The following is a 14,316-nucleotide window of genomic DNA, read 5'->3' as shown; positions in this document are numbered from 1 at the left end:
TTTTAATCGATAGCCTTCAACAAATCGATTACTTTCTTGGAGACTTTCTTTTTATAATTTAAAAATCCTATTCCCACGTATACCAACAATGAAATAAATAATGGCAAGCCTACTTCTAGGGTATATGAAAGATTGGCAGCATATATTTTTGTAAAAATAAAGCTTAAAAATCCTAAAAAAATAGCACATAATGCTGCAACGGCTCCACATTTTTTAAATGCTGGGAGCATACCCAACAGCATGGGAACGGCAATAGGCCCAACAAGGGCTGCAAACCATGAAACTATCAATCCTAAAATTCCACCAAAAGATTCGTACTGGGTGGCAATGACAATGGTGAAAAACACAAATACGAAGGTAACCCACCTTGCTATCTGTAACGAATTTATGTTTTTTATCAACTTATATTTCTTTAACTGTACCGGTAATATATCGCGTATAATAACAGCGGCAATGGTATTGGCATCACTGGAAGTCATGGACATGGTCGTGGCAAACATAGATGCCAGGACCAAACCGACCACCCCTGGAGGCAAAAGGTGAATTGTTAACAGTCCGTACGATTCCGTAGGATCGGTCAGGCCCGGCAATAATACAGGAGCCGCCCACATGGGGAAAAATAAGATCAACGGCCAGATTAAATACAATGCCCCAGATAAAATCGCCGCTTTTTTTGTGTTGGATTCATCGGGGGAGGATATATACTTGGTGGCCAGATTCCATGTCCCCCCATTATAACTAAATGTATTTATACATAAAAATGCAAGGGCAAAACCAACGGTATACGGCTCGGCAAAAAACTCGCTGTTCCTTTCCGGCAACTGGTCCCAGATGGTAAAAACACTTTCTATACCGCCTAGCTTGGTAATGGTTGCGATAAACAGCGCGATACCGGCTCCAATTTGAACGATAAATTGAATAAAATCGCTTATGGTTACCGCCCAAAGCCCGCCAATGGTAATATAGATGATGGAAATCCCGCCTGAGAAAAGCACCCCGTAAAGTATAGGAACCCCGGTAAATACCCGCAACAAAATAGCGATGGCGGCCCATTTGGCAGCCACATCGAATAATTTAAGGAGTACCCCGCTCCATGCCATTACCTGTTGCGTTTTAATGCCATAACGAACAGAAAGGTATTCCAAGGGAGATTGTATGGCAAACTTTTTTCTTAACCGAACCCAACGTACAGGAAAAACATTGATGGTCATTAAAATGGAAATCCCCACCGTCATTGCCCACCAAACATAAATTGAAAAACCATGTGTATAGGCCAGTCCCGCATAGGCGACAAATACAGCTCCACTATAACCGGAAACATGATGTGAAATGCCGGACAGCCACCAGGGAAGCCCTCCACTGGCAATAAAATAATCACTGGAATCTTTATTTTTAAAATGTGCCCATACACCAATGGCGACCATTGCCATAAAAAAAGCAATAATGACCATCCAGTCCCATAATTTAAGCGTCATAATTTAGTTGGTTATAGTCGGTTAGGTTATTTTTTTTGTCCCTTTAAACGTTCATACAGTATTTTAACGGGCACTGTACGTGTGTAATTTTCTTCATCAATGGCCTCGGGGTATAAATATCCGCTATTTAAATTGGTATACCGCTGGCCCAGGCTATCGTATTTTTTTATAATTTCAGCTAATTCCGAAATCACTTGTGGAAACATGGCTTTGGTAAAAGAATCACTGTTCACTCTTCCCTCCACTTTTTTGAAATGCATATAATTCTCCCTTATATCTTTCATAAGCCTTATATGTTCAAATTCCTTTTGATTTCTTTCTGGTCGCAACTTGTTAAAAACCATTTGGTATCCTTTGACAGAATCGTACAACATGGGCACTGTCAATTCGGAATGATTTTCTACTTCCCCATTGATAACCTGGTACGGGCTCCCCAAAAGTGCCCTGTAAAACTCACGGGATTCTCTTTTGTTAAACCCAAAACGCTTTTCAGCATAAGAAACGATAAACCGTTTTGCATTTAAAGGTGCCGTTTGCTGCATGCTCTGGGAATATGCCGCCAAAAGTATCCTAAAACCGGAAAGCGGATAAACACGTCTAACAGGTACTAAATCGGTAATTGTATGATGGTCTTCAAAGACGGGAGAATAAATCCCGGAAGTGGACCAAGAGGTCATCACGACTCCATTGTAGTTGCTTTCCCTGCAAAAAGGGATAAAATCTTTTATATTGTCAAAATGATTTTTCCAATCCGTTAAAAAATAATTATCCGGATTGCTCCTTAAGGCCGGTGAACCCCATACTTCAAACCCCTTTTTGGTAAGTTCGTTCACGATACCAAACCGGTCTACGTCCCAACCGTAATTCCAAACAATGAATATGGTCTCCTTGGGCAATTTGTTCAATTCCCCGGGATAACTGGTCGCTATGTCAGACCATATGACCGGTATTTTCCCAAGTGATACCACAATATCGGTAATCATTTTAAGGTGGTCGGCCAGCAGGGCCGCTTTCCCGCTCTTAGCTATCTTTTCCTTGCATTTATCACAATGGCCCAACAGATAGGCCTCATCACCGCCAATATGAAAATATTTTGATGGATGTATTTCGGCCATTTCGGTAATGAGCTCGGTAAACAATTTTTTGTTCAATGCAAATTCCATGGGACAAACTTGGGAAACATCTTTTTGGTCTTCCCTTTGTTCTGCATATCTATAATTCCTTAAAACATATTCTAAATGCCCCAAACTTTGTTGAAGGGGTATTACTTCTATGTTCTTTTGACCGCAATACGCTATAAAGTCCTTGATTTCTTCTTTTGTATAGGCATATTTATTGGCAATTACGGGATTGGTCTGAAAGGGAAAAGTACCTTCCCATTCCATAATAAGGGTGTTGACCCCAAAATATGCCAGCTCATCCACAAGTTCCCTTAGGGCCTTTGGTTTCATTACCTGTATGCGCAGGTCCAGATGAAACCCTACAATTTCAAAATCTTTTTCCTTTTTTTGTTGAGTTTGGGAGAACCCTATATTAACGGATACCACTAAAAAAGTAACCAATAAAAGTAAGCCTTGTTTATTTTTGTTCATCATTTGAAATATACTAATTTTCCATCACTATTCTCTTGCCCATGAATCCATGGGGGTATCAATGTGGTTTTTAATCCATTTTCCCGACTCTTTCAGGTTTTCATCGCTCCAGGGACCATCAGGGCAAGTGCCATTTTTCCAGGAAGCCCCGCTTAACGGACTATCTGAATAATTCCAGTTACACCATGATATTTTATTTTCTTTCATAAAATCGATCCATTTCAGTGCCTTTGCAAAGTCGTTGGTCCCGTCCCCCCATCCGTTTTGCGTGCCCCATTCGGTGACAAAAATCGGCACCCCTGCCGCTAGGGCCTCCTTGGTATTTTCCATTCGCTGCAACTGATCATCATCCCCCACATATACATGGGCGGTATACAGTATATTCGGGTATTTTAATTCATTTCCGATAACATCATTGGGCCTTGAACAAAATTTAGGGGTTCCCACAACGATTAGGGAATTAGGGGCATTCTTCCTTATCACTGGAATTATTTCTTCAGCGTATCTTTTAATAAGTGCCCATGTAACTTCATGATTGTCATCGTTCGGTTCATTACATATTTCATAAATAATATTCGTTTTTTCCGCATGGCGTTTTGACATGTGTTCAAAAAACTTCTTTGCGAGTATTCTATTTGCATTTGGATCGCCCGGATGCAACATATGCCAATCCAGTAAAATATAAACCCCAAGACTAGAAACCTTCTCTATCAGCGTATCCACATATTGCGTCCAGTATTCGGGATTTGATGCATACCCCCCTTCTTGCACATACATGGACAACCGGATAATATCAACCCCCCAATTATTTACCAGAACGCCCAGCGAAGCATCATTGTAACAGTTCCCACGATACTGCAAACCATGGGTGCTCATCCCCCTGAGCTGAATCGGGTCTCCATTTTTATTACAAATCTGGGTACCCTTTAGTTGCAGTTCCCCATTGGCCTTAAAAGGGCTGACCTTTGTTAAAGAATGACCCTGCCCAATGGTATCATTATCCCTTTGGGAAAAGCAAATCGTTGTATTGGGCATTAATGCATAAGAATGCATACAAAAAGCATATACCATTAGTATGCCATTGCGCCACTTTTTAATAGTGATAAACATATATCGTTTTTTTAACAATAAATCCCTGAATCTTTTATTTAAAATATAAGCCTGAGATGCAATCCTTCTATACTTTTAAAGACAAAAAAAATGAATTTTTATTTCCTAAAAAGGGTCGTTCCCTGAACTATAGCCTCAAAAAACGTCAATTAAGTTCCCCCGATAAAAAGGGAGCATCACTTAATTGACATTTCTTTTTTATTGATCATCAATACGAAAAATACACGTCATCTACATAAAAAACATAGGTTGCCGGGTTGATGCTTGCGGCCATCCCGGGAATGCTCTTTACCACTACCACATCATTTACATCGGTAAAATCAAAGCTCGGGTTCTGTGTGTACATATCCGTAAAGGGGATGCCCATGGCGTGCCAGTTTCCGTCATAGGAAAAGCCATATGTCGTGGGGTCCAGGTTTATTTGTTGCCCGTTGGCATCTTCCAGCCTGATAACGGTCTCGTCGGGGCTGGACGACTTTAGGGAAAGGTGGAAAACGCTGTATGAACTTAAATCCTGGTTAGGGCTCCCCGGATAGTTAAAATAAGTGGCGTAATTGGTAGCCGAACCTCCGGTCGTGGCCTTGGCCTCGATGACCGTGCTTCCGCCATCGGTTCCTGCATCGGGGTAGGCGGCATTGGCCGTCATGGAGCTTGTATTTAAATTGACGATGGAGAAAACATCATCGGTAACCGATCTTTCCGTATAATAGCCAAGACGTTCCCCTGTGGAAAAATATACATCATCTACATAAAAAACATAGGTTGCCGGGTTGATGCTTGCGGCCATCCCGGGAATGCTCTTTACCACTACCACATCATTTACATCGGTAAAATCAAAGCTCGGGTTCTGTGTGTACATATCCGTAAAGGGGATGCCCATGGCATGCCAGTTTCCGTCATAGGAAAAGCCATATGTCGTGGGGTCCAGGTTTATTTGTTGCCCGTTGGCATCTTCCAGCCTGATAACGGTCTCGTCGGGGCTGGACGACTTTAGGGAAAGGTGGAAAACGCTGTATGAACTTAAATCCTGGTTAGGGCTCCCCGGATAATTAAAATAAGTGGCGTAATTGGTAGCCGAACCTCCGGTCGTGGCCTTGGCCTCGATGACCGTGCTTCCGCCATCGGTTCCTGCATCGGGGTAGGCAGTGTTGGCCGTCATGGAGCTTGTATTTAAATTGACAATGGAGAAAACATCATCGGTAACCGATCTTTCCGTATAATAGCCAAGGATCTCCCCATCTCCGCCACCAACTGGTGGCGCTTCAGACAATTTTCTACCTATGGCCTGGAGCAAGCTCAGGCTATCAAAAGTATCTTGGGAGAGCTCCCAAATCATTACGCCTGCACCATTTTGCAGCGCATATGCCGTTTTTGCCTCAATAGTCGGAATTCCGTTATATTTATACCCTTGATACTCATCCATATAAGCAGCACTGGGATCCAGAACTATAATATCGCTGTAAGAAACATCGCCACTCCCCACTGTGCCCTGATAACCATAAAACGGTACTCCCAATACCAACTTTTCTGCGGGACATCCAAGTCCAAGCCAGGTTTGCATATGGCTTACCGCATCGGCATATGTAGAGTGATTCCCGGTACCTCCCCAACCATTGTCGTATGACATAATATTGATAAAGTCAAAATAGGCTATGGACGAAGTAGGTATGCGCCCACCAGTATATGTTGCCGTGGCACAGGTAACCAGTTTTCCCTGAGGGTTAAGTGCATTTCTTAATTCCTGAATAAAAGGAGTGTAATTTCCAGCACTGCTAATAGACGATAATAATGCGCCTTCTATGTCTACATCAATCCCATCGAGGTTAAAATATTGTACAAGTGCAGAAAGATTGTTCACTACAGTTGTTCTATTAGAGGATTGCAATAAAGTCTCCCAATCGCCCGAACAACCAGGGACCGATCCTCCTCCTAAAGAAACAAGGACTTTTACGTTTTCCTGATGTGCTTTGTTTACTACATAATTGATATCAGAAGCCGAGGCATTGCTGCAAACGGGTTCACCACCCGATAAAAATGTACCAGATGCGTCAGGGTTCATAAATGCTATGTTTATATGTGTTAGAATATCCAGATCTGTACTATCAATGGTGCTTTCCATATCCACATACGTAGGAATATACCCGATTACCACCTTGTCATCCCCTGAAATGAAATGTATGCTCTCATACGATTCTTCAGGTAGGTTTTCAAAATTACATCCCGACAGAAGTTGAATACATCCCCATAAGGAAACCATCAACCAAAAGTTTGCTTTCTGTTTCATCTTTCTTGAAATTTAGGTTAGTTAATAGAATCATATCCGCATTTAAGGCAAACAGCTATTTCAAGTATCATATTCAATAAAAAATGAACAGCCAAAAGACCCTTAAAATGCAGTATATGAACTCAGCCATAAAAGTAAGTTGGCTTTAGCTCTCAAATAATGGCTAAAAGCGGTTGTTTTACTTCAAAAAGCGTCAAGATAATTTTATGTTCACTTCATAATATTCGATAGACGGAAGTATGCCAAAGTCTAAAATTTCACTTTTTCAATAAGGAGATGAAGTTGTAATGGCTATAGATTATTTAATAAAATAGTTAATTAGTTCAAATTAATACACTTTAAAAGTCATATAGGCAAACAATTCCATTATAATCTCCTAATTATTCCTTTTCCGACCATACCTTAAAAACAGATGCGCTCTTCTTATAAAAAAACAAGGACCGCGTATTATAACCATAAAAGGCTACCGTTAATACAACTGACGTATTTTGAGGTTTTTTATACGCATATCGCCCAATAAAACACATTTCTTCTCTTTTATATTTGTGAAATCCCAATTTTTTAATCAATTCATAACATTCTAAAAACCAACAAATTAAACTAATTTAATATGGCTAAACTTAAAATCATACAACAAAAGCTGTATTTGAATAAAAAAATTCAAAAGACAGCAGCCCGTTGCATTTTGATATTCTTATTTGCGATAATGAGTATCCCGGCAACAGCCCAAAACACAAAGACCATTAGCGGTACCGTTACATCGGCATCCGATAATATTCCCTTGATAGGGGCCACCGTGACCGAAAAGGGGACCCAAAACGGTGTTGCAACCGATTTTGACGGAAAGTATACCATTAGCTGTTCCGATGAAAATGCAACGATCGTAATCTCGTACATAGGTTTCCTCCCGAAAGAAATTAACATCCATGGCCGTTCATCGATAAATGTTCAATTAACGGAAGATGCCACAAATTTAAAGGAGGTGGTGGTAACCGCCCTTGGTATTAAAAGAGAGTCCAGGGCCGTAGGCTATGCCATCTCCGAGGTAGAAAGTGATAACCTAAATGCAGGTGGCGAGAACAATGCCATGAAAGCATTGACCGGCAAAGTGGCCGGTGTTGACATTTCGCCTACAATAGCAGGGCCTGCCGGAAGTACACGGGTGGTAATCAGGGGAAATTCACAACTTACGGGAAACAACACCCCCCTATATGTAATTGACGGGGTTCCTATGGACAATACACAATTGGGGCAAGCCGATAAATGGGGAGGCTATGATTATGGGGACGGACTAAGTGCTATTTCCCCGGAAGACATAGAAACGATTTCTGTATTAAAAGGCGCCTCGGCTTCCGCACTCTACGGATCCAGGGCTTCCAATGGCGTAATATTGATAACCACCAAATCGGGGAAAAAGAAAACCGGTTTGGGCATTGAATTTTCTTCGAGGTTTAATTTTGTAAAACTGGCCTCGAACTTTGACGATTACCAAAGGGAATACGGACAAGGCCGCAATGGTGAGGCGCCCATTACTTTAGATGATGGGCAAACAACAACACAAGCGGCCTGGGGCGCAAAACTGGACCCTTCCCTAAGCACATATATCTACAATGGCGAACTGAAGCCTTACCAGAATGTTCCGGACAATATATTATCCTTTTTCAGAACCGGTGGGACCACCACCAACTCCGTTTCTTTTTCAAGCGGAAATGGTTTTAGGGCCTCTGTTTCGGATATGAATTATAATGATATCGTCCCCAATTCCGATATGAGGCGCACTACCTTCATGCTCAATGGAAAGTCGGATTTTGGGGAAAAGCTGACCGTACAGGGAAGGGTCAACTATACCATTGAAGATGTAAAAAACAGACCGGCATTGTCCGACCACCCAAATAATGTGGGCAATGCCATTATCGGTATTGCCCCCAATTTTAACCAAAAATGGCTTTCCGAAAATTACAAAGACGAAGAAGGCAGGTATGTGGACTGGAACGGGGGGAATATCTACCGTATAAACCCCTATTGGACCATCAATGAAATGAGCAACAACTCCGAGAAGAAACGGGTCATGGGCTACCTCCAATTAAATTATCAGATCCTTCCTTTTCTTTCCATGCGCCTAAATGGAGGAACAGACTTTTATACCTTTAAGTCGGATGATTTTACACCCAGGCATTCCCCTACACAATTGGATGGCAGCTTTGTCCACAGGCAGGTCTCGGTAGTTGAAAATAATTTTGAGGCAATGCTCCGGTTCGATAAGAAATTTAACAAACTTAGCGTTTCTTCGCTCATTGCCGGCAACATTCGGTACAACGAAAGTGAGACCTATGTAAACAGCGGGGTTAACGAAGTGCTAAGCGGACTTAAATCCATACTGAACTACCGCACCTATACCCTCTCCAACGATTTATACAGAAAGCAGGTAAACTCGGTGTACGGTGCCGTGAACCTTGGGTACGACGATTTTGCATATTTGGATTTTACCTGGAGAAACGATGTTTCATCAACGCTTTCGTCCAACAACCGTTCTTATTGGTACCCATCCCTATCCGGAAGTTTGGTTTTTTCAAGCCTATTTAATATGGACAAAGGGTTCCTTTCTTTTGGAAAATTGAGGGCCTCATGGGCACAGGTCGGTGGTGACACCGATCCTTATAAATTGGGACTGAATTATGGCCTGTACGATTTTACCTTTAACGATTATTCTTTGGGGGAAATCAAATCTACGGTGGTTCCCAATAAAAACCTCAAACCCACCCGCACCAACTCCTATGAAGTGGGAACCGACCTGCGGTTTTTCAAAAACAGGATCAAACTGGATGTAAGTTATTACAATCAGGAAACCGTGGACCAGATACTGGAACTTACCACCTCCACGACCACCGGATATAATAGCGCTTCCATTAATTCTGGAAAAATCGTCAATAAAGGCTTTGAGGTGGCCCTATCGGTAACCCCGGTAGAGACCAGGGACTTTCATTGGGACGCTACCCTGACCTATGCCAATAACAACAATGAGGTCGTGGCATTGCACCCCGACATAAAAACCTATACCCTGGCAGAAGCACGGTGGTTGGACACTTATATCTATGCTATGGAAGGTGAAAATTACGGGGTCATTGTGGGCAAACCTTTTAAACGCAATGAAGATGGTGCGGTTATCTTTGAAAACGGGATGCCCACCTACGAAAGCGAAAATGAAATTCTGGGAAATGGGGTCCCCGATTTCACCGCGGGACTTAATCAATTGTTCAGGTACAAGGATTTTAGTCTAAGGGTCTTATTTGACATGAAATGGGGATTGGATATTTTTTCCATGAGCCACATGCTTTCCAATCAAATGGGGACCACCAAAGAAACCCTTGAAGGGCGTGCCGGGTGGTATGCTTCGGAAGCAGCGCGTATTGCTGCCGGGGAAACTACCGAAGATTGGGTTCCCACAGGCGGATATATAGGTCAAGGGGTTAAAAATATCGGTACCGAAGAAGCCCCGGAATATGTCCCCAATGACGTATATGTAGACCCTCAGGATTATTGGACGAACGTAGCCTCCAATTCCCCCGAGCCTTTTATCGATGATGCCTCCTATATTAAATTAAGGGAATTGAACCTTTCGTACAACATTCCATCTAGGATCTTGGACAAGACCCCGTTAACGGGCGTATCCCTATCTCTTTATGGCAGAAATTTGGCAACTTTATATTCCAAGGTTAAGAACATAGACCCGGAATCCGGATATAATTCTTCAAACGGTCAAGGATTCGAATACGGCTCCCTGCCATCCAGAAGGACTATCGGTTTTGGATTAAACGTTAAATTCTAATAAAAATAAAAGATGAAAAATATAAAAACATATTCCATCCTCATTATAGCGAGCCTATCGTGGTTGGGATGTTCCAATTTTGATGACCTGAACACCAACCCGAATACCTCAGCTACAATCGACCCAGAAATTATGCTAACCACCATTGAGTTTCTACCCGGCGCCAATTGGCAAGATCAAACACGATATTTTTATTATCCGGGCGGTTTTATGAATCAGTGGACCGGGCTATGGGGAATGGTAGAATATGGTGGAAACGCACAAAAAAGTGCGCCCGAAATGTCACGGCTATGGTTGAAATACTATCCGGATGTCATCAATAAAACCATCACCTTAATCGATGCGACCAAAGATGATCCGGCACTTGTTAATATAAACTCCATGGCCAGGATAATAAAAGTACAGTGCTTTTTAAGGTTGACCGATTATTATGGTGATATCCCCTATTTTGACGCAGGAAAGGGATATCTGGAAGATAAGCTCATTACCCAATACGATCGGCAGGAAGATATCTACAATGATTTTTTTAAAGAACTCGATGAAGCTTCCAAGGCTTTGGACGCCTCCAAGCCACTGGCCAAATACGATGCCATATACGACAGCAACATCAATGAGTGGAAAAAATATGCAAATTCATTGCGGCTCCGCATAGCCATGCGGCTGGTAAAGGTAAATCCTGCAAAAGCCAAACAAGAAGCAGAAACGGCCGTTGCAGCTGGTGTATTTACTTCAAATGAAGACATTTGCGCAGTTACCTATGAAGATTTCCGCAACCCATCCACGGGCATAGGAAAAGGAAATGGAGTGGCAAACTTAATATATGGGTCCAGTGCGGACAGGGGGAGCGAGTTTTGGCTTACAACCGAAATCGTGGAAGTCATGGAGGCCATGAACGATCCGCGGTTGCTCAATGGATATTATGCTACCATTCAATTAAGGGATGAAAACCGGACCGATGTTACCGATCTGGTCTTAAATGAACGTGGCGGACCCTATGCTGCCTCCACCATGCAGGCACAAAGGTATGCCTGGGATCCCAACTCAAAATATCCCGGCGGTCCGGTGACTATAAATTATAATGGCGAAGAAGTGGCCATTGAATACCGGTACAGCCTGCTGCGTGCATCAAAATACATTCAGGCTTTTGATGCGCCCTTTATCAATATTGGCTATGCCGAAGTCGAGTTTTTACTGGCCGAAGCTGCTTTTAGGGGCTGGAACGTTCCGGGTTCGGCCGCAGAACATTACAAGAATGGGCTAGAAGCCTCCGTAAGGCAATGGCGTATATTTGGCGCCGAAGTAAATGAAAGCGATGTTACGGCCTTTAGCAATGCCAACCCGCTCACCCCCGGGCAAGAGCTTATGGACATCAATACACAACTATGGGTATTGCATATATTGGACCCCATGGAAGCCTGGTCGAACTATCGCCGTTCCGGCATGCCCGAGGTTACTTTTCATAATTATGTCCCGTCCCTTAACCAATCCAATGGACAAATGCCCCGCAGGATGGAATACCCGAGCCAAGAGGCGGAACTAAACACAAGCAGTTATGAAGAAGCTGTTTCCAGAATAGGTGAAGACGACTGGTTAAAGCGTGTTTGGTGGGACGTGGAACAATAAAAATCATGTTGAGTTAGCTGAAAAAATCCTGCAAGGCCGATACAGGCAACTTGCAGGATTATCTCTATATTTGCCCATAACCCCTTGATAGACACACATAAATACATAGTTTAAACTATCGGTCCAATGAAAAAACACCTATGAAAAAAATACTCCTATTAACAGATTTGTCCAGTGATTACAATAGGAAATTACTGAAAGGGATCGTACACTACTCCAAAGAATCCTGTTTGTGGAATTTCTATAGGCTTCCATTGTACTATAAAGAGCTCTATGGAGCCGAAGGGGTTATAAAATGGGCTAAAAAATGGGGAGCGGATGCCATTATCTCTCAATTCGACGAAATAGACATTCATTTGCTGACGGAATTAAACATTCCCATCATTGCCCAAAACTATAAAGAGAGAAACAAGCAAACTTCCAATATTACAGGTGATTATTTTAATGCGGGGGTCATGGCCGCCAATTTTTTTTACAGGAAAGGGTATCGCCAATTTGCTTATTATGACGTAAAAAAAACAGTATGGATGCGCGAGCGGGGCGAAGGATATATTTCCACTATTGAAAAAAAAGGGGGCGAGGTAATTCTGTACAATTCAAGCGAAGAGGAACAAAATGAAAAGTTGGAGGTCAACCATAAGAATTTAAGAAAATGGCTGGAAAATCTGCCAAAGCCCATTGCACTGTTTGCATGCGACGATCAGCATGCACTGCACATCACGGAACTGTGCAAAATCTCCGGAATCCATATCCCTAATGAGATTTCGGTATTGGGAGTGGACAACGATGACCTGTTGTGCAACATATCCGATCCCAAACTGTCGTCTATTGAATTGGACGTTGTCAACGGTGGTTTTTTAACCGGGGAGCTTTTAAATTCTTTCTTTAACAAAAAAGTAATCCCCCCTGTTGACGTCATTATAAAACCTATTAGCATCGTTACCAGGGAATCGACCGAAAGGCTTGTGGTCTCCAATAAATATGTTGGGCAGATAATTCAATACATCGAAAAAAATTATGCCGAATCCATTTCCGTAAAAACAATCATCGATATGGTTCCCATGTCCAGGCGTGTCCTGGAAAAGACCTTTAAAAAGGAAACCGGTACCACCATTTATCAATACATCCAACTGGTGCGGGTCGAAAAATTTTCAAGACTGCTGATCACTACCGAACTATCCCTTATAGAAGCCGCTAGGATGGTAGGCTTCAGCGATTATAAAAACATCTTTAGGATTTTTCAGAAATTTAAAAGCATGAGTCCCGGACAATACAGAAAAATGCATTTTCACCGTGGCGATGAAAATAGCCTTTAACCCCTTATATGGAACCTAGGCTGAAATATCAAAAAATAGATGTCCCTACTCTTTGATAAAAAGGCATTTCTTTTTATGGGTATAATCCAAAAGAAACACACCTTTCAAAACATAACCGAAAATATACGTTTTTTGAGGTTTACAATACGTGTTTTAAGTACAGAGTTAGGTTTGAATTTATTTCTTTTGAAGATGTAAAAACATACGACAAAACAAAATACGGCTCCATAACGGATCCGGTAAACGAATATAAAGAAAGGTAATTAATGAGCCCTATATATAAAGATAAACTTAAAATCAATTTGTTATTAGATAGAAGTGGAATCGGAATTGCTGCAGCACTTGATGTTTCCAATAAAATCCAGGAATTATTGACCGTAAAAAAGGAAATAAACATGGTTTTTGCAGCAGCTCCTTCCCAAAATGAGCTTTTAAATCGATTAGTTTCCAATCAGGACATAGATTGGAGCAGGGTGAATGCCTTCCATATGGACGAATATATTGGGCTGAACATGGAGGACCCACAAAGTTTTGGGTACTATCTAAAGGAACGTATTTTTGGCGCAGTTAATTTTAAAAGTGTTCATTACATCAATGGACGGGCAAAAGACCTTGAGGTTGAATGTCATAGATACGCACGGTTATTATCGAATTTCCCTATCGATATAGCCTGTCTGGGTATCGGTGAAAATGGCCACCTGGCATTTAACGATCCGCATACTGCGGATTTTAAAGATGGCAAAGCGGTGAAAATTGTAACCTTGGACGCTGATTGTAAAATGCAACAGGTTAACGACGGTTGTTTTCCCGACATGGCATCGGTTCCCGAACGGGCCATTACGGTCACAATTCCCACATTGCTCTCTTCCCTGTATATGTTTTGTGTGGTGCCGGGTAAAACAAAGGCAAAGGCCGTTAAAAAGACCCTTTTTTCTGAAATTACCGAAGAATGGCCCTCTACAATTCTCCGAAACAAGGAACATGCCATATTATACTTAGATGCAAAAAGTGGTGGCGGGATTAAAATAAATACAAACAATGCCTTTGAGCCCGATCCGATATAAATTAAGTGCAGTGGCACAATCCCTTA

At 42.0% G+C, this 14,316-nt stretch carries 8 protein-coding genes; 4 read left to right on the top strand and 4 right to left on the bottom strand.

From position 1 onward, the window contains the following. Window positions 1-2: 2 nt before the first annotated feature. From UXI14_RS03325 to UXI14_RS03310, 4 genes are all read right to left on the bottom strand, one after another. A complete protein-coding gene (locus UXI14_RS03325; protein ID WP_335964828.1) occupies window positions 3-1,475 on the bottom strand; it encodes a sodium:solute symporter family protein in 1,473 nt (490 codons plus the stop codon). A gap of 26 nt (window positions 1,476-1,501) precedes the next feature. Beyond that, window positions 1,502-3,067, bottom strand: coding sequence for a beta-N-acetylhexosaminidase (locus UXI14_RS03320; RefSeq protein WP_335964826.1), 1,566 nt, complete (start codon window positions 3,065-3,067; stop codon window positions 1,502-1,504). A 27-nt stretch (window positions 3,068-3,094) separates the two neighbouring features. After that, on the bottom strand, window positions 3,095-4,177 hold the full coding sequence (locus UXI14_RS03315) for a glycoside hydrolase family 5 protein (protein ID WP_335964825.1): 1,083 nt from the start codon (window positions 4,175-4,177) through the stop codon (window positions 3,095-3,097). A 208-nt stretch (window positions 4,178-4,385) separates the two neighbouring features. Next, window positions 4,386-6,461, bottom strand: coding sequence for a glycosyl hydrolase family 18 protein (locus UXI14_RS03310; RefSeq protein ID WP_335964824.1), 2,076 nt, complete (start codon window positions 6,459-6,461; stop codon window positions 4,386-4,388). A 610-nt stretch (window positions 6,462-7,071) separates the two neighbouring features. Here UXI14_RS03310 and UXI14_RS03305 point away from each other — a divergent pair. The 4 genes from UXI14_RS03305 to UXI14_RS03290 all read left to right on the top strand — a co-directional run bounded on the left by UXI14_RS03305 (window position 7,072) and on the right by UXI14_RS03290 (window position 14,290). Next, window positions 7,072-10,287, top strand: coding sequence for a SusC/RagA family TonB-linked outer membrane protein (locus UXI14_RS03305; protein WP_335964823.1), 3,216 nt, complete (start codon window positions 7,072-7,074; stop codon window positions 10,285-10,287). 12 nt (window positions 10,288-10,299) lie between these two features. Next, window positions 10,300-11,910 (top strand): SusD/RagB family nutrient-binding outer membrane lipoprotein, encoded by a 1,611-nt coding sequence (locus UXI14_RS03300; protein ID WP_335964822.1) that lies wholly within the window; start codon window positions 10,300-10,302, stop codon window positions 11,908-11,910. Between the two features lie 140 nt (window positions 11,911-12,050). Next, window positions 12,051-13,226 (top strand): DNA-binding transcriptional regulator, encoded by a 1,176-nt coding sequence (locus UXI14_RS03295; protein WP_335964821.1) that lies wholly within the window; start codon window positions 12,051-12,053, stop codon window positions 13,224-13,226. Between the two features lie 266 nt (window positions 13,227-13,492). After that, window positions 13,493-14,290 carry a 6-phosphogluconolactonase gene (locus UXI14_RS03290; protein ID WP_335964820.1) on the top strand — a complete coding sequence of 266 codons (798 nt, stop codon included), beginning with the start codon at window positions 13,493-13,495 and terminating at the stop codon, window positions 14,288-14,290. Window positions 14,291-14,316: the final 26 nt, after the last annotated feature.

It is taken from the genome of Galbibacter sp. PAP.153 (genome assembly GCF_037029175.1).
In the GTDB taxonomy this organism is placed as follows: Bacteria; Bacteroidota; Bacteroidia; order Flavobacteriales; family Flavobacteriaceae; genus Galbibacter; species Galbibacter pacificus.
This window is presented reverse-complemented; position numbering and strand designations above follow the sequence as displayed.

Bases quoted from the DNA above. Each gene is read 5' to 3' on its own strand.
- UXI14_RS03325 (WP_335964828.1), bottom strand. From the start codon at position 1,475: ATGACGCTTAAATTATGGGACTGGATGGTCATTATTGCTTTTTTTATG.
- UXI14_RS03320 (WP_335964826.1), bottom strand. From the start codon at position 3,067: ATGAACAAAAATAAACAAGGCTTACTTTTATTGGTTACTTTTTTAGTG.
- UXI14_RS03315 (WP_335964825.1), bottom strand. From the start codon at position 4,177: ATGTTTATCACTATTAAAAAGTGGCGCAATGGCATACTAATGGTATAT.
- UXI14_RS03310 (WP_335964824.1), bottom strand. From the start codon at position 6,461: ATGAAACAGAAAGCAAACTTTTGGTTGATGGTTTCCTTATGGGGATGT.
- UXI14_RS03305 (WP_335964823.1), top strand. From the start codon at position 7,072: ATGGCTAAACTTAAAATCATACAACAAAAGCTGTATTTGAATAAAAAA.
- UXI14_RS03300 (WP_335964822.1), top strand. From the start codon at position 10,300: ATGAAAAATATAAAAACATATTCCATCCTCATTATAGCGAGCCTATCG.
- UXI14_RS03295 (WP_335964821.1), top strand. From the start codon at position 12,051: ATGAAAAAAATACTCCTATTAACAGATTTGTCCAGTGATTACAATAGG.
- UXI14_RS03290 (WP_335964820.1), top strand. From the start codon at position 13,493: ATGAGCCCTATATATAAAGATAAACTTAAAATCAATTTGTTATTAGAT.